Origin of the sequence: Pseudomonas defluvii (assembly GCF_001695625.1) — a bacterium.
Lineage (GTDB): Bacteria > Pseudomonadota > Gammaproteobacteria > Pseudomonadales > Pseudomonadaceae > Aquipseudomonas > Aquipseudomonas defluvii.
In genome coordinates, this window is the sequence record NZ_MBPN01000001.1 from 17,905 (window position 1) to 39,115 (window position 21,211).

General features: G+C 56.4%; 20 protein-coding genes. 10 read left to right on the top strand and 10 right to left on the bottom strand.

The features are described 5' to 3' along the window. The first annotated feature begins 95 nt into the window (after positions 1-95). The 3 genes from EKA13_RS00085 (at position 96) to EKA13_RS00095 (ending at position 2,764) form a co-directional block, all read left to right on the top strand. Positions 96-1,067, top strand: a complete 972-nt coding sequence (locus tag EKA13_RS00085) for a DNA replication terminus site-binding protein (protein ID WP_065757577.1) — start codon at positions 96-98, stop codon at positions 1,065-1,067. Between the two features lie 14 nt (positions 1,068-1,081). Next, on the top strand, positions 1,082-1,627 hold the full coding sequence (locus EKA13_RS00090) for a tetratricopeptide repeat protein (RefSeq protein ID WP_170831727.1): 546 nt from the start codon (positions 1,082-1,084) through the stop codon (positions 1,625-1,627). A 201-nt stretch (positions 1,628-1,828) separates the two neighbouring features. Further along, positions 1,829-2,764: a hypothetical protein gene (locus EKA13_RS00095; RefSeq protein ID WP_245704283.1), complete on the top strand. Its 936-nt coding sequence runs from the start codon at positions 1,829-1,831 to the stop codon at positions 2,762-2,764. A gap of 450 nt (positions 2,765-3,214) precedes the next feature. Here the strand turns inward: EKA13_RS00095 and EKA13_RS00100 are convergent, their stop codons facing one another. After that, a complete protein-coding gene (locus EKA13_RS00100) occupies positions 3,215-3,583 on the bottom strand; it encodes a PilZ domain-containing protein (protein ID WP_010794320.1) in 369 nt (122 codons plus the stop codon). 124 nt (positions 3,584-3,707) lie between these two features. Here EKA13_RS00100 and EKA13_RS00105 point away from each other — a divergent pair, with 124 nt between their 5' ends. The 6 genes from EKA13_RS00105 (at position 3,708) to EKA13_RS00130 (ending at position 6,933) form a co-directional block, all read left to right on the top strand. After that, positions 3,708-4,742, top strand: a complete 1,035-nt coding sequence (locus tag EKA13_RS00105) for a hypothetical protein (protein WP_065757578.1) — start codon at positions 3,708-3,710, stop codon at positions 4,740-4,742. Further along, complete coding sequence (locus EKA13_RS00110) at positions 4,739-5,002, top strand: hypothetical protein (RefSeq protein WP_065757579.1); 264 nt, start codon at positions 4,739-4,741, stop codon at positions 5,000-5,002. Before EKA13_RS00105 ends, EKA13_RS00110 begins: the two co-directional genes overlap by 4 nt. Before the next feature lie 75 nt (positions 5,003-5,077). After that, the gene (locus EKA13_RS00115) at positions 5,078-5,521 is read left to right on the top strand and encodes a hypothetical protein (RefSeq protein WP_010792534.1); all 444 of its coding nucleotides are present in this window, start codon (positions 5,078-5,080) and stop codon (positions 5,519-5,521) included. Further along, the gene (locus EKA13_RS00120) at positions 5,491-6,201 is read left to right on the top strand and encodes a Crp/Fnr family transcriptional regulator (protein WP_010792535.1); all 711 of its coding nucleotides are present in this window, start codon (positions 5,491-5,493) and stop codon (positions 6,199-6,201) included. The genes EKA13_RS00115 and EKA13_RS00120 overlap by 31 nt, the downstream gene beginning before the upstream one ends. Further along, complete coding sequence (locus EKA13_RS00125) at positions 6,191-6,412, top strand: hypothetical protein (protein ID WP_065757580.1); 222 nt, start codon at positions 6,191-6,193, stop codon at positions 6,410-6,412. The genes EKA13_RS00120 and EKA13_RS00125 overlap by 11 nt, the downstream gene beginning before the upstream one ends. Then, the gene (locus tag EKA13_RS00130; RefSeq protein WP_065757581.1) at positions 6,409-6,933 is read left to right on the top strand and encodes a hypothetical protein; all 525 of its coding nucleotides are present in this window, start codon (positions 6,409-6,411) and stop codon (positions 6,931-6,933) included. The genes EKA13_RS00125 and EKA13_RS00130 overlap by 4 nt, the downstream gene beginning before the upstream one ends. A 9-nt stretch (positions 6,934-6,942) precedes the next feature. On the opposite strand, the gene EKA13_RS00135 is transcribed toward EKA13_RS00130, so the two are convergent. Together EKA13_RS00135 and EKA13_RS00145 are read right to left on the bottom strand one after the other, a co-directional pair. Further along, positions 6,943-10,287 (bottom strand): UvrD-helicase domain-containing protein, encoded by a 3,345-nt coding sequence (locus EKA13_RS00135; protein WP_083199709.1) that lies wholly within the window; start codon positions 10,285-10,287, stop codon positions 6,943-6,945. Between the two features lie 682 nt (positions 10,288-10,969). Beyond that, positions 10,970-13,660, bottom strand: a complete 2,691-nt coding sequence (locus tag EKA13_RS00145) for a PD-(D/E)XK nuclease family protein (protein WP_065757584.1) — start codon at positions 13,658-13,660, stop codon at positions 10,970-10,972. A gap of 162 nt (positions 13,661-13,822) precedes the next feature. Here EKA13_RS00145 and EKA13_RS00150 point away from each other — a divergent pair, with 162 nt between their 5' ends. Beyond that, the gene (locus EKA13_RS00150) at positions 13,823-14,566 is read left to right on the top strand and encodes an EAL domain-containing protein (protein ID WP_071540770.1); all 744 of its coding nucleotides are present in this window, start codon (positions 13,823-13,825) and stop codon (positions 14,564-14,566) included. Between the two features lie 342 nt (positions 14,567-14,908). Here EKA13_RS00150 and EKA13_RS00155 read toward each other — a convergent pair whose 3' ends face one another. The 7 genes from EKA13_RS00155 to EKA13_RS00185 all read right to left on the bottom strand — a co-directional run bounded on the left by EKA13_RS00155 (position 14,909) and on the right by EKA13_RS00185 (position 21,206). Next, positions 14,909-15,451, bottom strand: a complete 543-nt coding sequence (locus EKA13_RS00155; protein ID WP_065757585.1) for a hypothetical protein — start codon at positions 15,449-15,451, stop codon at positions 14,909-14,911. 631 nt (positions 15,452-16,082) lie between these two features. After that, positions 16,083-17,099, bottom strand: a complete 1,017-nt coding sequence (locus EKA13_RS00160; protein ID WP_010792542.1) for an ATPase, T2SS/T4P/T4SS family — start codon at positions 17,097-17,099, stop codon at positions 16,083-16,085. 8 nt (positions 17,100-17,107) lie between these two features. Then, positions 17,108-18,268: a radical SAM protein gene (locus tag EKA13_RS00165; RefSeq protein ID WP_020191260.1), complete on the bottom strand. Its 1,161-nt coding sequence runs from the start codon at positions 18,266-18,268 to the stop codon at positions 17,108-17,110. Further along, positions 18,246-18,563, bottom strand: a complete 318-nt coding sequence (locus tag EKA13_RS00170) for a hypothetical protein (RefSeq protein ID WP_020191259.1) — start codon at positions 18,561-18,563, stop codon at positions 18,246-18,248. The genes EKA13_RS00165 and EKA13_RS00170 overlap by 23 nt, the downstream gene beginning before the upstream one ends. Positions 18,564-18,565: 2 nt before the next feature. Beyond that, positions 18,566-19,678, bottom strand: a complete 1,113-nt coding sequence (locus EKA13_RS00175; RefSeq protein WP_065757596.1) for a radical SAM protein — start codon at positions 19,676-19,678, stop codon at positions 18,566-18,568. Between the two features lie 134 nt (positions 19,679-19,812). Beyond that, positions 19,813-20,574, bottom strand: a complete 762-nt coding sequence (locus EKA13_RS00180; RefSeq protein ID WP_065757586.1) for a hypothetical protein — start codon at positions 20,572-20,574, stop codon at positions 19,813-19,815. Further along, a complete protein-coding gene (locus tag EKA13_RS00185) occupies positions 20,571-21,206 on the bottom strand; it encodes a 2OG-Fe(II) oxygenase (protein WP_010792547.1) in 636 nt (211 codons plus the stop codon). Before EKA13_RS00185 ends, EKA13_RS00180 begins: the two co-directional genes overlap by 4 nt. Positions 21,207-21,211: the final 5 nt, after the last annotated feature.

The following is a 21,211-nucleotide window of genomic DNA, read 5'->3' on the forward strand; positions in this document are numbered from 1 at the left end:
CCCGCAAGCTTTGACACTACGGAGATAGCCACGATGCCTTCATTTCCCTTTCTCGGCCGTTAAAGTGTCGATATCAAACTAAACGGTGTATGCGAATGAGCTTCCCCCGGACCATCGAAGAAGAATGCAGGGAGCTGATACCAACCCTGGACAAGTCACTCAAGGAACTGGCCTTCTTGCTGGAGAAATCGAAAGCACATATCCGGATCGACGCCCTTTTCCAGGTGCCTCTCAGGAAGTCTCCTACGGTTGACAAGAATGCTGCGATCGAAATCGCCACGCCAGATGGCGAGACGGGAATTTCCCTTGCCATTGAAACCCTGACAACCATTTGGCTGGGTGAGGGGCAAAGTGCCAAGGAAACTCTTCGCTCTCCTGGTGCCATAGGTCTGCCCGCATTGGCTTTGGATCGAATCCGCGAAACCAATAGGCTTCGAATGCATCTGTTCGACCTGATCGAGAAGGCCAAGCCTGCTGAGCGGAAGCGGATCTGGAAAGCGAAAGATCACTACGGCATATCCAGCCTGCAGGCTATGCGGGTAACCCCGATTCTGCATGACCCCCAGCTGATTCGCTTCTACTGGGATACGGGCTCGATAACGAAGCGATGGTTGGTGCGAGACCTGATCAAGGTCTGTGAAGACGAGCTTCATGCCACCTTTGGCCACCGGCCATCTCGCGACGAGGTAGTTCAAGGCTCGGTGGAAAGCAGCGTGCTGCTTTCGCTTGAACAGCTTGAGGAATTGCCTCTTGATGAACAGGTAGCGGTTCATCGACTAGGTACTCCCCATATACGGGCAAGGGTGACCGATGGAGACATTGAGCCGTACATCTGCTCTGCACCGGTGCCGTTCGTTTATGACGTTTCCTGTGCCCGGCCGCTCATAAAGCCTTTAAAGAACTACTGCCCAATGGAAGAAAAAAAGAAGCGCTCGATCCGAGCGCTTTTGGAACCAGAGCCTCGCGTACCGGGAATGAACGTTCACCAGTACGACGTGAAGCACAGGGCTTTTGGGGCGTTTGAATCACGTAGCCGTGGGCGCAACAAGCGAGCAGCGCAAGAATGATAGGGAACACGAATTTGAGCCGTGCAGTAGACACCAAGAGCCGAGAAACCCTCCTGCGGCTTGCCAGCCTCACCAGAGATCTCTCATCCAATGATGATCGCTGCCGAGGGAATGCGTACCGCGACTTGCTGGAGCTTGCCGAGGAGGGAAGCAGCGATGCGATGTTCCAGGTTGCCCGGTGCTTGAATCAGGGGATTGGCGTGGAAGTCGATCAGGTCAAGAGCGATCACTGGCTCAGATTGGCGTGTGTGACCAATCCCCCCTCGAAGGTCGCCCTCTACTCATTCGGCATGCAGAACCTTCTTCGTAAACGACCCGATGCGGACCCCATGCTCGGTCTCAATCTCATCGAACGTGCTGCCACTGCGGGATACGTGACGGCGATCCTCGAGCTGGTAAAGCTCCTGGAGAACGGTACAGCTGACATCGTTCCTGATCTCCGCAGGGCATACCGCCTGCTAGCAGGCGCGATTACTGACCATTCCGATATGAAGCTGCACGAAGCCTATCTCAGCTTTGTCGAGCGCAACCAACCACTCTCTACGCTTTTGGACTCCTGATTCATGTACCAAATTCAGTGCAAACGCCTTGTCGACCAACTGGCCTTCGGCCTGTCGTTGTCCCAGGCTGAAGCCATAGTTGCCCGGGCCTATGGACGCGAGAGTTACAGCAGCACCTCTGACACCTTCGGTCCAGAAATCCCTGGGCTCCAGGCGATTCGCACTCCCGCGGAGATTCTTCAGCTTGAACGACCTCAACAAATGGTCGAGTTCATGCGCATGGTCTTGAACCTCACCCTGCCTGGCCCTGAGCCCGTTCACCAGCAGATCCCGCCGAAGAACTTGGTGGCAACCATGTACAACTTTGGCAACTTCGACGCCCTGGTGACGTATGTGAAGAACGATCCGATCGATCCAAACGATGACAAGCCCGAAACTCTTCTGAAGTTCAAGAACCGTTACGGCTACATGGCGAACTCTCAGGTGATCATGGGTCGGGGATATCATGGGCATACCTTGGTAGCCCAACCCGATGCCAAATTGGCCAGCCGCTACATCGATCAAGAGGCGATCCTGAACAAGCTGAATGGGCTGCAGGTGATCATCGTTCGAGATCGGGTGGACGGTGACAGCTACATCAATCACTACAGCCGCAACCACCTGGTGATGCGACACGCTGCATCTGAAGACCTGAGTTCGCTGATACTCGGCTCTCGTGCAAAGGATGCCTGTCTCACTGTCTCGATCGTTCCTGCAGAACGGTATTCGCTTGAAGCGATCATTGCGCCTCATGTCGCAGCGTTGACGAAGAATTCACCGGCCGGCCGCTCTATTATCCTGGACGGCTTGAATATCGATGAGGATTCAGCGAGCTTCCAGGCAGGCCTGCGTTTAGCAAGCAGCCAGGGCATCAACGTTGTGCTCATGGCCCCGGTCCTCAAGGCATCGCAGTGGGACCATTTCGAAACCCGACTGATCTTCGGGTTCGATCTGCAAATGGCTCAGACTGCGAATGCTGAGATGAACCGGGCTATCGTCCAGGCGGCGCCTTACGTAGGGCTCAAAGGGGACAGAATGCAGTTCCTCTACTACTCGGCTGCATCCGGGGCGCGCTATGGGGCTATCCCGCTGATTCCCGAAGAGGAGAAGCGGGCCCCGCTTCTCAAGCGAATCTTCGGCAGTCCAGCCCGAGCTTAGCCCCTAACGTCCTCCCTGAGGGCGTTTTCAGTTTCGCATGCGAAACTCGGCTCATGGAACTTTTTCAGGCCACGACGGTCGTAGGTCATGCCCGGGCATAGTGAATCGCCTACGAAATGGTGTGTTTAGTCGGTTGCGTCCGATGTCATCTGTTGATCTCGAATGCTCAGTCTGAGACAGAACCTCAATTTCTGCTAAATTGATTCTGAAATGAAGGCTATTGGCCTTCTCACAGGCTTCCGCTTCGGTGAAAATGTGGGCGCAGGGGCAATTGTGTCGCTTAACGCCACGCCTTGTCCCTTCTGCCATGGCAGAGGTACTGAATTTTGCTTTTTGGGGAAACGCATTAGGTCCCTATCCTAAGACACCCCCCCCCTCAACATCGTCTGTGGTGCGCGCGTTTCCCCGACTTATAAATGCCCGACTCCATGAGTCGGGCATTTTATTCTTCTAGGCCACTGGTCGGTACCGATCCTGCAGCTGCAGCAGGAACCCTTTTTCGCGACGGTCCGCCTCGGGCTCACTTAGGGCTACCCCAACTCGGAACTGGTGGGTGATCGGGTCCTTAGAGCAGTTGGCAACGGTGCCTTCGAAATCCATCACCCCGCCATCCTTTTCGGTCAGGCGCAACAGCACCTGATCACCGATCCCGATTTTCTTGTCCGTCAGAACCAGCGCGCCGGCGTAGGAGATGTCGCGCACCCGGCAATCTCCCCACCCCGCAAGGAAACCGAGCACCCCCTTGGTCTTGATCTGTTGCTTTTGCAGCGAGTTCTCTGGAATCGCGTACCGCGTATAACGACGATTGGCTGCCGTCATTCAAACGTCCTCATTTCGTACTTCTTGGGTGCATCAGCGACCGAAAATCCCGAGGGCAATTTGGCTGGTAGCTGTACAGGAACTCCATAGTATCAATGGCTTCCAACGTTTCGAGCCAAAAGCTATGCCCGCGATTTCCTATTTCCTCACTTGGCCCAGGACCTGGTCTACCCGCTCTCACATCATCCCTTGGCAGCTCCATGCCCCACTATTCCTGGTCGTGTTTGCTCTTGTTTCGGCGCTGAACTCGATTCCCAGTGATGGGAGCTGGCGTGATCTGACGCTGAATCAGGTGCTGGAAGACTTTGGGGTTTTCATCTTCTTCACGGCGTTGTGGTGTGGGATCTACTGTCATTTCCGTAGGACTGTCGACTTGACTTGGCTGCTGATCATTTTCGTGCTTGCGATCTGCCAAGAGGAGTTCAACCTTTGGAACAAGCTGTGGCAACAGATCTGCCTTCTATTTGGGCATGAGATTTCTTCCAGCGAGCGCCAGCGCGGAGACGTGTTCATGATGGCTCTCGTGTTCGGATCATTGTTGGTCAGGTTTGTATTAGGGGGATTCAAGTCCTTCTTTCGTATCCACATCACCTTTTTCATCTGCGTTTTCGTCACATTTCAGGGGTGGATTCATTTCATCTTCCCCTACTACATCCAGCAGCACTTGCTGAACGAACGGTTGACTTACCAGAAGGAACTCACCGCTACCTACGAAGGCCGTTTCCGCTTTCAGTGCGATCATCTCCCCATCACCTGTTTCGAGTGGGTGGGTGATGCGGTTCCGGTCACCTCGATCGCCAAACACGTTTCGACTGAGTCCATCACCCAAGTGCTGCAGTCGGTGGGCAATGCAACAACGAGTCTGACCGGCTGGCTGAGTGTGGTTGACCGAGGTGACGTAGAGGTTTTCCGAGGAGTTGATGCCAACCAGAAAGTGCTGGTTACGCTGTACAAGAATCACGAGCTGTACCGCGTTGTCGTCGACGACGAATACCCAACAGAGGCCCACAATGTGATCAGTTCAGCCTTACTCTCTTTCGCCACGCCTTTTGCGCTGGTCTGGTTTTTCGGCGGACTGTGGGTGGTTTTCATGCACCAGGCCCGGGTGTACCGGATAAAGTACGGCAAGCAATTCAGAGCAATGGAGAATCACCAGTGAAGCTGTTGGAGTCCTGGAAAAAGGCTGCGATCGAAGCGGCGCTCGACCGGCACAAGCAAACCCTCACCACTGTGCTCGAACTGGATGATCGAGCTCTACTCGATAGCTATGACCTGGTGTTGGGGATGCTGGCGGGGCCCAAAAGCATCCAAGTCAGGCGGAACCCGCGGGTACTGGATGTGCTGCGCATCCGTGGAAGCCAACGCTCCTTTGAAAAAGCCGTCTATCACGCGCGCAAGGCGCTGACCTACCAACAATAATTTTCACGAAACCCTGAAATAGGGGCAGTCAGTTTCCACTATTAGGGAAACTGACTGCCTCGAGGGGCTCGTTGAATGCTTGTGGAAGCAAAAACCCATGTTGCTTGGGACCTGGCCTCGCCCCGAGCGAAGCGAAGCCAATTTCGCGCCGACAGCTTCTACGTCGTTATCGACGGCTTGCACATCCAGACCGTTCGACAAGCTGCAACTCTGATCAAGAATGCCCTCCTCTCCATTGAGGGCGTACAGGTCAGGGGACCCCTGGCGCTGAAAACTGAGCGCCGGCGCTATGTCTTCCTTCGAGAAATGGTGAGTAAGGGCCAGAAGGGGCTCCGCATTCCTGAAGCGAAGCGACTCAGAAATGTCCTTCTGGTGATGAACCCCACGTCCATCGCTGTAGCGTCTCTGATCGCCTTACCCGTTCCATCAGGGGTGAACCTGCGGATAGAGACGTACCAAGCGCAATACGAACTGAAGGACCCTGCCAAATGCCAAACAGCACAGCCAAGCGACAAGTGACTGTGTCGGTACTCTCCACGCCAGAACCCAGCTGGTTCAAGAGTTCCTCGCTGACCGCGGGTAGCTGGGCTAGCTGGTTAATGATGGCGCACCAATACGGCCGAGTGGTCGACCACCCAGCCGGCATTGAAATCGACGCAAATCACGGTGACTTCTACATCCTCCTCAACGGGACGATGGTTGTTTCGACCGTCCCGCCGGACCCGAACTTGAAACCGCTATTCATTGACACACTGCGGCGCGGCGACATCATCGTTCCTTCCCGACATACCGACCTGAAATTCACCTATGTGGTCCGAGGGAGCGCTTCGCTCCTGAAAGTATCGAAGGACAAGTTCAACGCCTTCATGAACGACATGAAGAACAGTGAGGTCGTGCTGATGGCGGCCGAGCTGAACCTTCTGACCAAGCACGCAACCGCGGCTTCGACGGTGCAAATGAAGGACCAGGACAAGATCTGGCGTGTAGTCGTGAATCTGGCTTCCCACCCCGATGTCGCGCACCGGCCGGGTGGTGTAGAGGTGAAGGCCACGAGGGAAGAAATCCGCCGCCTCGCGGGCGTGGAACGCCGCTCAGCTTCTCGTGCCTTCCACCTGTTCCAGGAAAAGGGACTGGTTGTCTTCAGCGGCTACAAACGTTTCTTCTTTGCACATGGCAAGGAGGGCCTCAATGCCGACTGAAGCCAATATTGCGGTAAGCAAAATCGCTGCATACGCTGAGTCACCGGACGATTACATCAGGGCTGGCGGTAAAGCCTACAACGCAAAAGCTACCCGCTACGGTAATCGCGCTCATGAGACTATCGGCAAGGCACCGAGCAAACTCGCCTTCCTCATAGGTGCCGGCCTGTTCATCGCTGCTCTGATCTACTTCGAGGTTTTGCCTCGATGAACCTGATCGTAGTCATTGCTGTACTGTTAGCCGCATTTTTCCTCTACCTCGCCGTCAAGGGAAAATCCAAGGACGATATTTTCCGGGCTTTCGGTCTTGATCCGGCAGCTTACGAGTTGATCAGCTCCGATCTTGGGAAAGGGCATGTAAGGAAGAGAATTCGCTGGCGTGGTGTCGGTGGGGAGCCTGACGCAATCTTCCGCCATAAGCGTAGCGGTAGGATCATCGTTGGCGAGTTCAAGAGTCGGCGATGGGCCAGGCGTGTCCGGCCGAGGGAGTATTTTCAGATCGTGCTCTACATCGGTATCGCCCGGGCCGAATTCACCTCCAACAATGTGCTTGGAGTCCTCGCTTTCAAGGACAAGGTTCTGGAGATCGAGCACCACCCCGAGTTGTTCTCCAACCTGATTCAACTCCGAGCTGAGGTTCTAGCCTCGATGAAAAAGAAGAAGGCGCTTAATTCGCGCCCTCTCCTTTCCAGATTCCGGTTCTCGCTACCATTCAAACTGGAGCGCTTCTGACCTCAGGTCTCAGGCCACCTCAACCAGGCGGTCTACTGCCGGCAGGAAGAGCGCCAGCTTCACTGGCAGGGTGACACCGGCATCCTGGACCGCCTGCTTGTATTCCCGCATTTTGGGCGCATAGCGATTCACTTCCCGGCTGAGGAACTGCTCAACAGGCATTCCTTCCGGGCAGTCCGGTGTTTTCCAGTCAATGATCCAGTACACCCCATCATCAACGAAGGGACGGTCCAGGTATCGATGCACCCACCGCGAGTTTCGGTAGGAGCTGACCTGGACTTCTTGGCCACCACTCTCCCGCTTTTTGAGAATCCACCGACCATGGGTGCTGCTGATAGTCCGCTCCACCAGGTGGTGGATTCGCGCAACACCAGCAGGGACTTCAGCGGCGGGATAACCTTCACGACGCAGAAGTGCGGCGATCGCCTGTTTCTTGGTTTGCAACCGCTCGATGCTCCAGGCCTCGATCCCTTCTTTGGATATCAACTCGACGACTCGGTGATAAACAACCCCGATGGTCTTCGCTCGGTAGTCATTACCCTCCTCTTCCCTCAACTCGTCTGCCAGTTCGTTCTCGGTCGGGATCTGATCGTTACTCGCCGCAGGGATGAAGATGCCGCGCGGTAGTTCGACGGTGAACGATGCGCTCAGTCGCGCCTTCGAGGGAACCTCTACTGACACGTCAGCAGTAATGGGTACCCCCGGTTCAGCCTCGTAGAAGTCCTCCTCAAGCTCAGGCCAGAGGCAGCTCAGCAGCGAACCGGAAGCTACTCGGATCGGCTTGTCCTCGTCGAATTTGTCGACAGCCGCCAGCAGGTAGCAATCGCATTTGGCGCGGGTAGTACCCACGTAGGCCAGACGCGACACCTCATCCAAGATGTCCTTCTTGACTTGCCGACCGATGAACTTGAAAAGCCGGCTCTCTGGAGAGGATTCGTCTTGGTCACCAACATTCGGGGCCAGGGCAAAGGTGCCGGCCAGGTTGCGCCAGTAGAACAGCGGTGTGTCGTCGGTTGCACCGGTACGATTAAGGCCTGGCAGGATGACGCTATCGTATTCGAGGCCCTTGGCGTTGTGGATTGTCATGACCTGGACAACCCCTGCTTTGGGTGATGCGTAGAGGTTATCCAGGGCACGGAAGAACGCTTGCGGGTCCTGCAGGGCCCCGTTGCTCGTGTGCTGAGCGAGCACGCGGAAGACGGTCTCCACATCAGCCATTTCGACGGAATCAACGGTAGCAGGGCCGCCCAGGGCAACCCAGGCGGCTTTCGCGGCCCAAACCAACTCAGTGCCGCGCGCGGAGCGTTCGATACGCTCCATTACCTTGTTCAGGCGCTCAACACGCACTTGGCCATCTGGGCTCAGAGTGGCAATCAGCTGATCATCATTCAGGGCACCACGGATCACCTTGCCGCCCTGAGCAATGATCCGGCAATCGTCCCACGAAAGGCCTACGAACGCCGAACGGAGCATTGCCAACCACGAGGTACGATCAGCTGCGTGCCAGAGGGCGCGGATCAACGCGATTACTTCAGACACAGGGGCAGATTCGGCGATCGGATCGATATTCTGGCCAGCCGTAGGAATTCCCGCTTCCTTCAGGGCTGGCAGGATGTGCTTCAGGTGAGACCGGCCACGTACCAGGATAGCAATGGTCTGCTCCGGGTTCTTGGCCAGGGCCTCCTTGATGATATTCACCACCTCCTGAGCTTCACCAATGGGGCCAGTGGTGATGGGCCGAATATGCACGCCCCCGTCCACGGTTCGAAACGGAATCGACGGCACGAAAGAAAAGTCCGACTTGGCGAACACTTTTCCGTAGGCTCGGTTATTCCACTCCACCACACCCGGCGCAGAGCGGAAATTGACAGTGAGGCGGTGAATCTCCAGAGACTTCGGGCCGAACACCTTGCTCATCACCATGTTGATGAACAGCTCCACGGTTGCTGCTCGGAACAGGTAGATGGATTGGAAACCATCACCACAGAAAAATACCGATCGCGAGTCATCGTCTTCCCAGTGTGCGACCAGGCGCTGCAGGAGCTCGAACTGAGAGGGCGAAGTATCCTGAAACTCGTCCACCATCAGGTGGTTGATACGGTCCTCGTCCAACAGAGCGTCGCCGACTTCGTCACCGAAGCCCAAGGACTGGATTGCGCGCTGAGCTACTTCCTGGAAGTCGATCGTGGCGGTGCCATCGAAGGTGAGGGTTAGGTTCGCGAGCAGGTAGCGCAGAATCACTGTGAAGTGCTGACACATCGCGGCGCTGCCCTGGGGGTACTGCAGGTCTGGGAGAGTCTTGAGCGTGACCAAGGCTTCGCTGTAGAGCTCCACCTTTGGATCGTCCTTCAGCCCCTTGAGCAGGGCGTTCATGTCCTTGGTGAGCGGCTCGCCTGCGGGGAAGCCATTCTTCACGTTGACGGACTTGCGAAGAGTGTTTTCGCTTGTAAGAGCAAACCCGGCAAACCCGCGCAGATAGTCCAGGGAGGTCTGGTTGATGGCCAAAGCGGGACGCTGGGCTGCCCACGCGAAACCATCGTATACCCCGGAAGCGTGCTGCAGGATGTCCATTGCCTGAGTCAACGGAGAGCCGCCCAGTACCGTGATGGCCTCGGCGGCATGCTTGGCAACCATTTCAGCGATCGCCAGCTCCATGCCTGGGATGTCCAAGGTCATGATCTCGCCGGCCCACTGATCGCGCTTGGAGAGCAGCGCCGAGAACATCGGCACCAGCAGCTCGAAACGGTTGCGGGCGAAGGTGAGCACTGCTTCCAGCGCGTCACGGAGATCTTCAGGGATGTCATCCGAGTTCACGCTGCCAAGGGTGTCAAGAATCGCGCTGCGGTAGATCAACGCAGGGTCCTCGACGGTTTTACCGCCACCTAGCCCACTCATGATCGGTGTTTTGCCGGCCAGGTAGGCGCAGAAGGCATCGAACGTCATGATGCGCAGGCGAGACGGGTTCAGGATCAGGTTCCAGCCCAGCAGCCGATCACGTTCGAGAACCAGACGGCCGAGCTGGTACAACGGCTTCTCGTGAGCTTGGACCGGTTCCACTCCTGCGGCAGCCAGGGCGAGGGCACTGGTCACGCGCTCCAGAATCTCGCCGGCAGCCTTCGTAGTGAACGTAATAGCCAGAATCTCTTCCGGGCGCTCTACTACCGTGAGGCAGGCCAGCATGCGGAAGAGGAGTTGAGTCGTTTTTCCTGATCCTGCGGGGGCGAGGAGTGCCAGCGAGCGACGGGGGTCGATGGAGTCCGCCCGGGCTTGGCCGTCATGAGGATTAGCAGCTGCAATGGCTGCAAAGATCGGCTCAAGGTGCGGGATCGCAGGTAGGGATTGGAAAGCGGTCATCAGTGTGGCTCCGTTCGATTGATGGAGCCAGATTAACGACCGCTTTGTGTGCCACCACCCCTTACGGCTGAAGCCAAAAAGCGAGCTCAGGATACTGCGGTAGCGCTCTATACGGAGTCTTACGCCGTACACAGAAGCCACCATGGGAAAGGCCGTTGATGCCTATGTAGGAGTTGGCCTGTAACAGAATCCTGATGTTCCGACCTGAACCGTCGTACTCGTCGTTCTGGATTATTACCTCTGACGGGATTCCCAGGAATCGCCCTGCTGCCCAGGCCCAGGCCGTAACCTCAGGGTCAGTTGCCTGGATCACTGCACGGTAGAGAGGGCTGTCCGGCTCCTGTGCAAGAAACTCAGGATCTTTGAGCATACGGTTGAAGCTTGCGTAGAGGTTCCCAGACATCCAGTGGCGGTAACGTTTTGGGACCACAGCCAGGTGCCCAGCCTCATGTAGGAGCCCAGATGCAGGGCAGCGCGGATCTATCTGGAGGCCGCCATCCTTGATCCTGACGTGATCGATAAACCCGGCAGCTCCAGGGACGACTTCCACTGAAAGGCCAATGTCGCGAAGAAAGGAAAGAGCCCTCTCCGCGAACTGACAGAGCATTTCTGGTGGTGAGGTTTGTTCCACGATTTGGTTCTCAAGAGTGGTTACCCTGGCCCTATGGGCCAGGGGACGGGATCAACGGGTGAGGATACCGAGATACTCGTATCCCATGGGAAGCGGTGCGCCATTCTGCAGCCAGGCCTCCCCGTCGGTGAAGCCCTGACTCATTTCATCCAACGCATTCGTCCACGCCTCGCACTGGCCATCCCAAGCGCCCTCGGTATCCACACCACTATGCTTGCCGGTCCTTGGTGCCAACTCACCCGTGAAATTGGATCGGGTATGGAACCCCAGGCTCTTGCTGTTGACCTGTGCCAGCGCGATACCGTCGATGCGCTTTCCGCCATTCTGTTGGAAGTCAATCTTGGTCGCGTAGATGGGCAGTTGAGGCTCCGTAAGAGTGTCAGCGTTCAGGCTGGTCATCCTCATCGAAGCTCCAGACTTGTAGTCAATCACCACGTCCCTGAACTCAGCTTCATCCTCGGTCAGGAAAATGCGGTCTCGCCGGTCGACCTTGACGGTAATGTTGACCAGTCCAACTGAAATGTCATGGGGCTCCTCGAAGCCGAGGACCTCGAAGTCGTGGGTGCGCTTCGACTCCAGATAGAGCCAGTCATTGATCAGTGATTCCAGGCGCAGTCGCTCAAGCGCGATAACACGCTTTCCGTAGCGCCAGACCAGTTTGTTCAGCAACTGCTCCGATGCTTTCGCAACCGTATCGCGGATCTTGTCCAGCAGTTGGCCGTGACTCATGGCCTTCAACGCTTTCGAGGTCCGAACGTCAGTCCAGAACAGTTCGAGCACCAGGTGCACCATGGTTCCCTGAATGCGTGGGTCGAGACCGATGACAGGCTCCGGGAACATTTCGGCGCGCAGTCGATTTCGAGCGAAGGACAGGAAGGGCGCTTCTGCATAGTCCTTGAAGATTCTCACCCCGCCTTTGATCCAGGCGAGCTCATCAGCGGATACGGGGGCGACCGTTTCAGGGACCACCTGGCTGCGATCGAGGATTCCCAACAGCTGGTCGACAAACAGCCCATGAGTGTGGACGGAAGGGGCTGCTGCTGGCCAGGAGCCAAACAGTTCGCTACAGGACACCGAGGCGCCTTTGTCGTTATGACTGGGGCAGGAAACTGTTACATCAGCACTCGTGCTCAGCAGTGCTGCGACCACCTTCTCTGCCCGAGCCAAGGCGCCCTCACTGGAGGCGCCTGGAATCCCAGCCGCCACCTGGAGCTCCAGCGGCAGGAAGGGGGAAGGCTCCACTCTGGCGGGCAACACAGTGCTCGATGCCCCCAGTACCCACACTGCGTCGAAGTGCAAGCCGATTGCATCCTCATACCCCAGGATCGAAACCGGGGCCACGTGCGAGATACGCGGTTGGAACTGACGGGTATCGATGATTTCCCGCAGCCACATGTACGCCCGTGGATATTCCACACGACCTAGCTGTGTGTCGAGGGTGCGGAACAGGGTCAGTGCCTCGTCCCAGGCCTTCAATGTTTGGAAGTTGGCTGAGTCCAGTTCTTTGCTTCCCGGCCAGCCCATCCCTACCAACGCCTGGCTGAACTGCTCCGCCCATTCCGACGGATAACGCTTCGTCTCTCCATTGACCTGGCCAGCCAGATAGCCTGCGAAGCGTTCCCTGAAGTCAGGGACTGCATCACCTTTGTATACGCCGATTGCTCGGAGGAAGTCCTCACCACCCATGGAAAGGCCCATGTTGTCGCGCAGCCAGATATCCAGCAATGCACGCGCGCGGCCTTCAGAAGCTTCGCCGCCGATCCACGGCGAGCGCAGAACACGACTGAAGGCCTCGGAGTCCGCCTCTTGAGGAGTGATGGACAGAAGGTCCATAGCGGCACGGACCAGAGGGCGACTGCCCAAGGTCGCTCCACTGGAGATATCCCATGGAGTCCGCATATCAGAATCGGACTCGCCAGGAATCAGCGTTGCCGGGCTGCAGTGCAGCGAAAGTGCCTCAATCAGCGGGGCTTGGAAATTCCGGATATCGGGTACCAGGATCGCAAGTTGGGGCGCAGCGAGCGGAGTGTCAACGTAAGGTGAGAGGTGATTATTCACCCATTCTGCAACGAGCGTGAACTCATCGCCCTGGTTCGTTGCACGGATCAGTCGGGGTGTGGAGCGGTCACCGGCGACGTCCACTTCTTCCACTTCGACACCACGAGCAGCAATTGCCTGGAAGAGCACTTTCTCTGCAGGGTTCATGTCGAGGATACCGACAATGACAATTTTGTTTGGAAGCTCAACCAGCCCTTCTTGAACCGCATTCAGCAGCAAGCCTGGGAGCTGAGCTCGGAAGACAACGCCCTGGGAGGAACACTCCCGACGAAGCATTTCTTGCAGTTGCCAGAAGACTTCCAGCTCGCGCTTGAACCGGAACCGTTCTTGATCCATCGGGATCTGGTATTTGAGGGCTTCGGAGTACGCGCTACCAATACGGCGAGAGGTCGCAGTAGAGGAAATCAGCGTTGCTGGCATCAGGCCGGAGCTATCTGCGAGGCCCTTCACCACTGCCAGTTCCTGTACCGGATACAGTAGTTGCTCTGCCGGCATCAGTTCGAGCCACGCATTTTCAATCCACGACGTGACGGTTTGAATTCGCCCTTTGTTGAACCAGGCTTTTTTGCCGGACATGGACTGCAGCAATGCGGACTGTAGCCTCAGGTGGCGGGCAACCCGCTCGGTTGATGTCAGCACCAGGGTGCCTTCGTTCAGGTCGCTCAACTCTTTCAGGAATTTCATCTGTTCTGGTCTCCACAGTGGATGGAGCCAGATTAACGTCCGTCTGCTGTGCCACCACCCGTCGGGCGAACCAGTTTCGCATGCAGATTTTCACGCCTGACCAGCGGATTTGGGGCAGTCGATTTCCACTATTGGGGAAAGAGCCGAAGCGATTCCCCTCCCATGATGATCAGCCGTCCCCGAAGTATTGCTGTAGGAGCTTGTGCAGGGCCTGACCTGGAACTCGCTCTGGTTGTCCAACCAGTCATGCACCTCGGCAGCCGCCATCCCTCAGCCATTGCCTATGAGTGTTTGCTCCGTGTGGTCGAAGGGACTCAGTTAGCTGCCCCCGCGCGCTTGATTGCAAGCGCGGAGGCTGATGGCTCGATTGTCGACCTGGATAGGTGGGTGGTCTCTCAAGCGGCTCGGATCGCTGGAGCGTTTCCGAATGTGCATCTCTGGGTGAACGCCTCGCAGATCTCCGTCAGCGATATCCGATTCATTGAGCACGCAATATCGGAGTTTGACCGACACGAAGTCACATCCCGAATGACGTTCGAGATCACTGAATCCGCGGATGGAGATGCCTGCAAAATCGTTAAAGGTTTGGAGCGTCTCAACCTCAAGGCGATGCCCGTGATGCTGGATGACTTGAGGGATGGATTCGCGAAGAGACAACTCTTGATGAACCGCGCTGTGACCGGTTGCAAGCTGTCACGTCGGACCACACGAGACATCGCTGAGAGCCCTGCAGTCCGGGGTGAGGTAGAGAAGCTTGTGCGTGACTGCAGGGCGGCAGGGAAACGTGTGGTGCTCGAGGGGATCGAGGACGCAGCTGAGCTTGAAATTGCCAGGGCACTGGAGATCGAATTTTGCCAAGGCTTCTACTTTGGCCGCCCGGCACTTCCAGAATACCTTTTCGGTTGAACGTCCCGTACTTTAGGAGTTTACCTAACCGGCCGGGCCCGTCCCTCTCGGTCCTGGAAGGCAGACCGGGAATAGCCGATCTGGCTTACCTTCAGCTCTCAACCACGTCTTTGGAAGCGGAGGCTTTGTAAGAGCAGCCAATGGTCAAGAGCACAGTCAAGGTGAGTCCTGCGAATTGCCAATTACCTAAAGACTCATCACCTAGCAGAACAGGAACCATCTGTCCTACGGAAAGCATCCCGAATGCGAACACTCCCAGGTGATATGCAGTTTTTCTCATGTCGTTGCTCCTGTTCAGTTTTGAGCCTGGATCAAATCTTTGCTTTTCGGTGCTGATCCACTTCAGGCCGGCATCATTGCTGCTTTGACTGCTGCAGCGAAATCTTCCAGCCCCTCGACCAGCGCCCAGCACTCGACCAATGAGCGCACTGTAGGTTCACCACCCGCAGCTAACTCAAGGCCAGCGGTTTTCGCTGCTCGGAGTTGCGAATCACTGAGCTTTGTACCGCTTGCTGCCTCTAATACCCCCAAAATGCTGTCCGCGTCGCTGCGGAAGGATGATGCAAGATTCAGGACGCGGGGCTCGCCAGTATCCAGCTGGATTAGTTCGCCAGCTTTGAACAATTGCCAATACTCATCTTGGGGGCGCAACGTGGCGTTGGCCATCTGATCGAGCGCGTCAAGCAACGGCTTGACCTGCTCAGTCTCGATGCCAAGAACTGCATTTTGCAGATCGCGCACATTCGCTCCTTCGGGCAGATCCTGCAGTATTGAAATCAAGGTCTGCCTCAGGTCCCCTTCAACCTTTACACCTGCTGAACGCTCCAGCAGCTGTACTATGAATTCAGCCGCGGTACGTGCTGTATTCAACGAGTCGTTTACCATGTAACCCTCTAATGTGTGTCGACTAACTCGCGACCTGGCACTGCCGAAGCCCCGTGGGCCAGACGTGCGGTAGCCCCGCGTTTACCCATTGTCCCTATGCCTTCCTCAACTCCGGCTTTTCCTGAACCTCTTCCAGAGTTCGTCCGCAAAATTCGCAGTATCCCTTGCCCCAGGCGCCACCGCTCCAGCGGTGGCGCTGCCCGACAGGTCGGCCTGTCTTTGGGCTGCGCCCGCCAAATACGCGGCACGAAATGACGATGGGCCTACTGTTCATCGAACTCTCCTCCAATCCTGCCGAGTGGTTGTGAGGTAGGCATAGTCCCCTACCTCTGCTTGCCAATGCTCAGAATAACGGCGAAGAAAGCAGTCCCAACTCATTGAGTGAATTCTCCCACATTGCGGTATCACGCAAGCTCCAAGTGGACCCCTGCGAGGTTTATCCTCTGGCTAATGGACCAACTCAACGTCGCCGGTTCCTGCGCGCTGAGCCTGGAGAGGGGAACTGCCAGCTTTGCGCCGGCAGTGTAGAGTTCGGCCGCCAATGCTTAGTGGATTGCGTTGTCGGCCCGAATGGGCTAAGCAGGGCGCTCCAAAGGATATGGGTGCGAATACGACTTTGACGGTTTAAGCCTCAAAGCTCGTTGATCCTGCCCCGGCGGTCTGTAAACTCACGAACCTCTTCGCGTGACACCTTATTGGCTGTTACCCATGCCATGGCGGTTTCCGCCATGTTCCGCCGCCCCTGGCGCTTCATCTCGTTCGCCAGCATAGGCAGCTTCTCCGGACCACCCTGCAGGATCTGACGGACAGCCCCAGTCACCTCGATCGACTCATAGATGGGGAGTGGAGCACGCTGCCCGTCCGAGAAGCGCAACATGTGCTGCCAGAAGATTCCGCGCAGTGTCTGTGGGACAAGTCTTTCATACCGGGGATCAACCAGCGCCAGCATCCGGGTGTACGCATCGGGTGCGCTATCAGCGTGAATAGTCGCGAAAACCGAGTGACCGGTCGATGCAGCTAGCAGGGCGGCATTGGCCGTTTCAGGATCTCGAATCTCGCTGACCATGATGGTTTTTCGGTTCTGTCGGACACAGTCCCGGATGGCCTGCTCAAAGCTTTCTACGTGCTCTCCGACTTCACGCTGAATGACGCCACCGCCTTCGAAGATGTACTCGATGGGGTCCTCGCAGGTACCGAGCAACCCTCTTTCGAGGGGGTCCATATTCTCCAGCGCTGAGAACATGGTTGTGGATTTACCCGAACCCATTACGCCTGCGAATAGCGTCAAGCCCGCACCTTTCATGAGGGACTTAACGACGTTGTAATCGAGCTTCAGGTCCTTTTGGAAATTCAGCTTGCCCTGGAGTAGGCGGCGCATCGCGATTACCCAACCATCCATTGAGTTGGCCAGGTTGCAGCGGTAACGGTAACCATTAAAGGGGATCGTGAAGTCAGCAGATTTGCGCTTATTCCCCTTCCCTTTTTCCGCTAGCATTTTTTCATAGAAATCCTTCCAGATCGGCAGGATCTCCGGACTATGGACCTGGCCAAAGTTGTCGACCATCTCCATGGTGCGCTCGCTGAGTGTGATGTTCGTCGCTTCCTTGGCAAACGCTTCGGCGTCGAACTCCTTGGGTTTAAGCAGCATGGAATCTCCTAATACAGCGTGACGGGACCGCTCAACAGCGGCTCGATACCGTTGCGAGCAATAGCGTGCGCAACGAAGCGCTTCGCACCGAAGCATTCATCGTTGGGCTTATTGGGTTTGGCGAACTCCAACAGACATGCGTTCCGGAACTCGCAGTGCCGGCATTCGGGATTGTTGTTCCGCGTGCTCTGTCGCCGCATGTACAAGATCCTCTCCCGAGAGCAGAGGATGTCTCGGAACGTTGTTTCCGGCTCCAGAATGTTGCCGAAGGAGTGCATGTACTCCTTCCACCCATCCCGATAGTTGGGCAGTACAAACTTTCCATCAGGGAGTAGAAACAGGGTCTGCCCTGCCATGTTGCTAAGGTCGCCGCCGGCGGCGCGATCGACTGCAAAATGAGCCTCACCAATGCTTGGCATCTTCAGCCCCTGGACCTTGCCCCTGTACCAGTGGTTGAGCATCTCGATCATGAAGTCGTTGAAGGCAGTCATGGTTGGGGCGAAGCGATCGTATTGGCCCGGCCTGTCGTTCTGCTCGTTCAGCATGAAGGGCAACCAACCAGTCTCCTCGACTCCAAGTTCAGCAAGCAGATCCAGTGTCCGGGATGCGCCTTGTTCCAGCAGGGCAGAGTTGACCACGCTGATCGTGGCCACTTTCAAGCCGCGGCCGACTGCTTCACGTACCTTGGCCTCCCACTTACGCACGTAGTTGCTGGAGCGCATGTCTCCGTCGTAGGAGGTCTGAACATAGCCATTACAATGCTCATGCCAGATTGGCGCCCAAACATCGAGGTCTACACCAAGCATCGAGGTGAGCATCACATGCCGTACTTCATAGCCGGCCGATGCCGGCAGCTCCTCATCCATGATTCTTGAGTAGGCGAGAAAGTATTCAGGGCCCGCCGCGGTGGGCTCACCGCCGTAGTTGTAGGCGATGATCGTCCTGCGGGGCGGCTGCTGCTCCTCGAAGTAGGTGTGAATCTTCCTGCAAACCATCCTGAAGTCGTCGAGCGACATCAGAGTCTTGTCGCTGCGCTGTTCCTTGCTCAGGTAGCAGTGCTTGCAGTTGTAAGGGCAGTACAACGACGGCATCAAGGTGAAAACGAAATACCCGTTCTCAATTGTGTCCGTGAGGCCTTCAAATGGCTCACTTTGGGTTACGGGCAGCACGGATGGCCTCCTCGTTTACTACCAGGCGGTCACCGGCAGATTGCTCAAGCAGTTGTGCAATGCTCGGTGTCGGTTTGTGGCCAGGTTCCATGTTGATCTGCAACTGATGTGGGTTACGTTCGAGCGCCTGGTCCAGCGCTATCTCCTCAGGAGTGCGCTCACCTGAACCCGCTCCCGTTTTCTTTTCCAGGCTCACGAGTGTGTCAACGCTCAGCAAACGCTTCCCATACGAGAACAGCAGCTTTGCGAGAATCGGAAAGATCGAGAGAAAACTGGGCCCTTTGTCAGTGGTCATGGTCAGCCCACCGCAATGAGGTTCTGAGGCAGTTGGTTTGCGCCCTGCAATACGGACTTCGGTCGCACTCCCTCTTCCTCTACCAGGAAGCGAACCCTCTTGATGAAGGTCTTGAAGCCCGGGCACTCGTCCTGCTGATTCCACTGCTCGTGAAGAACGCCGCAGTTGGCCTGGCAAAGCATCCTCTCATCGCAAGCCCGGCAGGCAGCGGGAAGTCGCCTAGCATTGGCCACTTCTTTCAGGTAGCTCGGCGAGGTGAGGACGTCATGAATGGTATTGACGAATTCCACGGCCTTGGAACCGTCACCTTGAATCACCTCGCGCGTTTCAAAGATGTTCCCATGGCTGGTGTAGTCGTTCGTACCGCCTTTCTCGATGCAGCTGATAGTCCGTCCATCGGAGTCGATATCAAGCGCACCATGGACAATCGGGCAAACCACGTCATCTAAGCTCTCGCCGCAGTAGACAGCCTCCAACCAGGACTCACATGGGTTGATCCAGAGGTCGGTTATGGTTTCGCGATGCTTTAGGTACCAGTCAAGCGCCTCGATATAGAACTGAGCGGTCTCACGGTGCTTTGGTTGGATGAGCTTCGCATTGAGGTCGCCGTCACCTGACGGGATGAAGAACCCGAAGTGCATCTTGGTGAACCCAAGGTCGACCAGCTCCTCGATCATCGAAGCTGCTCCGGCTTGAACGACCGGCCGTACAAGTGCCGTGGTGACAGAGAAATCTTTCGGCCCCGAAACCCCCGGCATCTTGGATTCCGCCATCAGGGTAACCACGTTGCGCCGCCAGATTTCTTCCTGCTTACGCTTGTTGAATCTCGTTGACCGTTCGTAGCTGGTGGACACTTTATCGAACAGACGGGCCACCTCAAGGGCTTCTTGAGTCACCAAGTTGGTGACAATGGAAAAGTCGACTGCCTGGGGGATGCCTCGCAGCAGAGCCTTGGCTTTCGGGAGCGCGGATTCGAAGAACCGAACCCCTAGCATTGAAGGCTCCCCGCCAATCACATGGATGTCCACGTGGTTGTAGCGCTGGGAGAAGTTGTGATCGGCTTGCATGTGCTCGACGATCCCCCTCACAACATGCAGGAATTCTTCTTCCGTCATGTCGGGGCTCTTGTCCTTTTTGTCCGAAAGGATGTAGCAGTGGGAGCAGCGAAGCTGGCAACGTCGAGTCACGTTTATCTGAAATAGAAAACTGTTTCGCCCGGTCGCCCCGGACGATGAAATGCCTGGCTGCATTAGGTAATCCTCAGGGCGAGCGCTGTCCGTAGATCGTTGTGGCGGCCCTTCTCGGAAACGTCTGTAACGCTGACTCGAGCCTGCCCAACTCTTGAACAAGTTGATGCTTCTGGATGTAAAAATCGGGATGGGTGTGAGGTAAGGACCACTAGCCCAGTGCTTACGAATTCAAGCTCCCGATGATTGAACTGAATCGAGGGCAACCGAGCGGTGATGACCTTCCAGAATGGGTGAAGACCGGCCTGCTGCCTGATCTCGGGTCTCAAAGGAAAGAGCAGATGCTTCCCTGGGGCACCGCGGCAGAACCCACGGTCACTCTGCAGCGCTGTGTCCTTGATAATTGAGACTCTACCCGTCTGCTTGCAGCCCTCACAGAGCGCGCCGATTGCTGATGCAATGCTTCCGACCTCGAAGCCCTTGCCGAAGCGTGATCCGAGTACCTCCGCCATTTCATCAGTCCAGGTGCTGAAGATGGCCAGGTTGTTTGCTGAGTAGTGAGGATTAGGCCACGATTCGATATCGAGATTATCGGGGCTTATCAGCACCTCAAAACCGCATTCGGCCAGATGTAATGCCAGGGCTAGGCTGACCAGAACATCGTTCCCGACCACCAGGACCTCTGGGTGCAATGAGCCGTAGATGCCATCGAAACAGGCATCAATTACTCGCAGCAATCTCCCGCGCCAACTCAACTCCACAGGCGAAGTGATCAGGGCATCGTGGAATCTGAAACGGCGGAGTGATAGCTGATTTCTGCTCATCGGAGAGCTTCTCCGTAGCGTTTCCGTACAGTGCTCCGCATTACGTTCTCGCGATATCCGAACTGCCCAATGAGGGTGTACCTGGGCTTATCGGTGTTGATTGCGGTGACCTGGTGAACCCACCGCGGATTGGTGTTGATGCACCAAACAAGCGTCCCGTGATTCGGGGAAACCGAGGAGTGAACATGGATGTCCTTGGTGATGAACCCCATGTCGTCGATATCGCCTTCACCGAGTTGAAGCAGGCCCCCGTCCTCAGGGGTCCACAGCTCGTCGCTGAGATAGACCATGCAGATCAAGTGCATGGGGTCGTATGCGTCGTGATGCCATCCCATAGAGTCACCACGTCGTCCACGCTGCAGCATGACATTCACTCTGCTCCAATCCCCCATGTGTGCCCGGAAGTGCTCAAGGTCTGGGCTGCTGCCGAGATTCTCCATGAACGAGAGATACTCTGGCGGCACGTTCAAATTCTTCGAGGGGTCGTCGGACTCCCACTCTGCAATGTCAGGACTTCCAGGTTTGTCAGGAAGGAAAGTGTCCTGCTTGACCAAGCGAAGCAGCGCATCAGCTTGGTCCTTGGGAATCGAGCCTACACAGTGTCCAGTGCGGAACAAGTCATTCAGTACCACGGAAA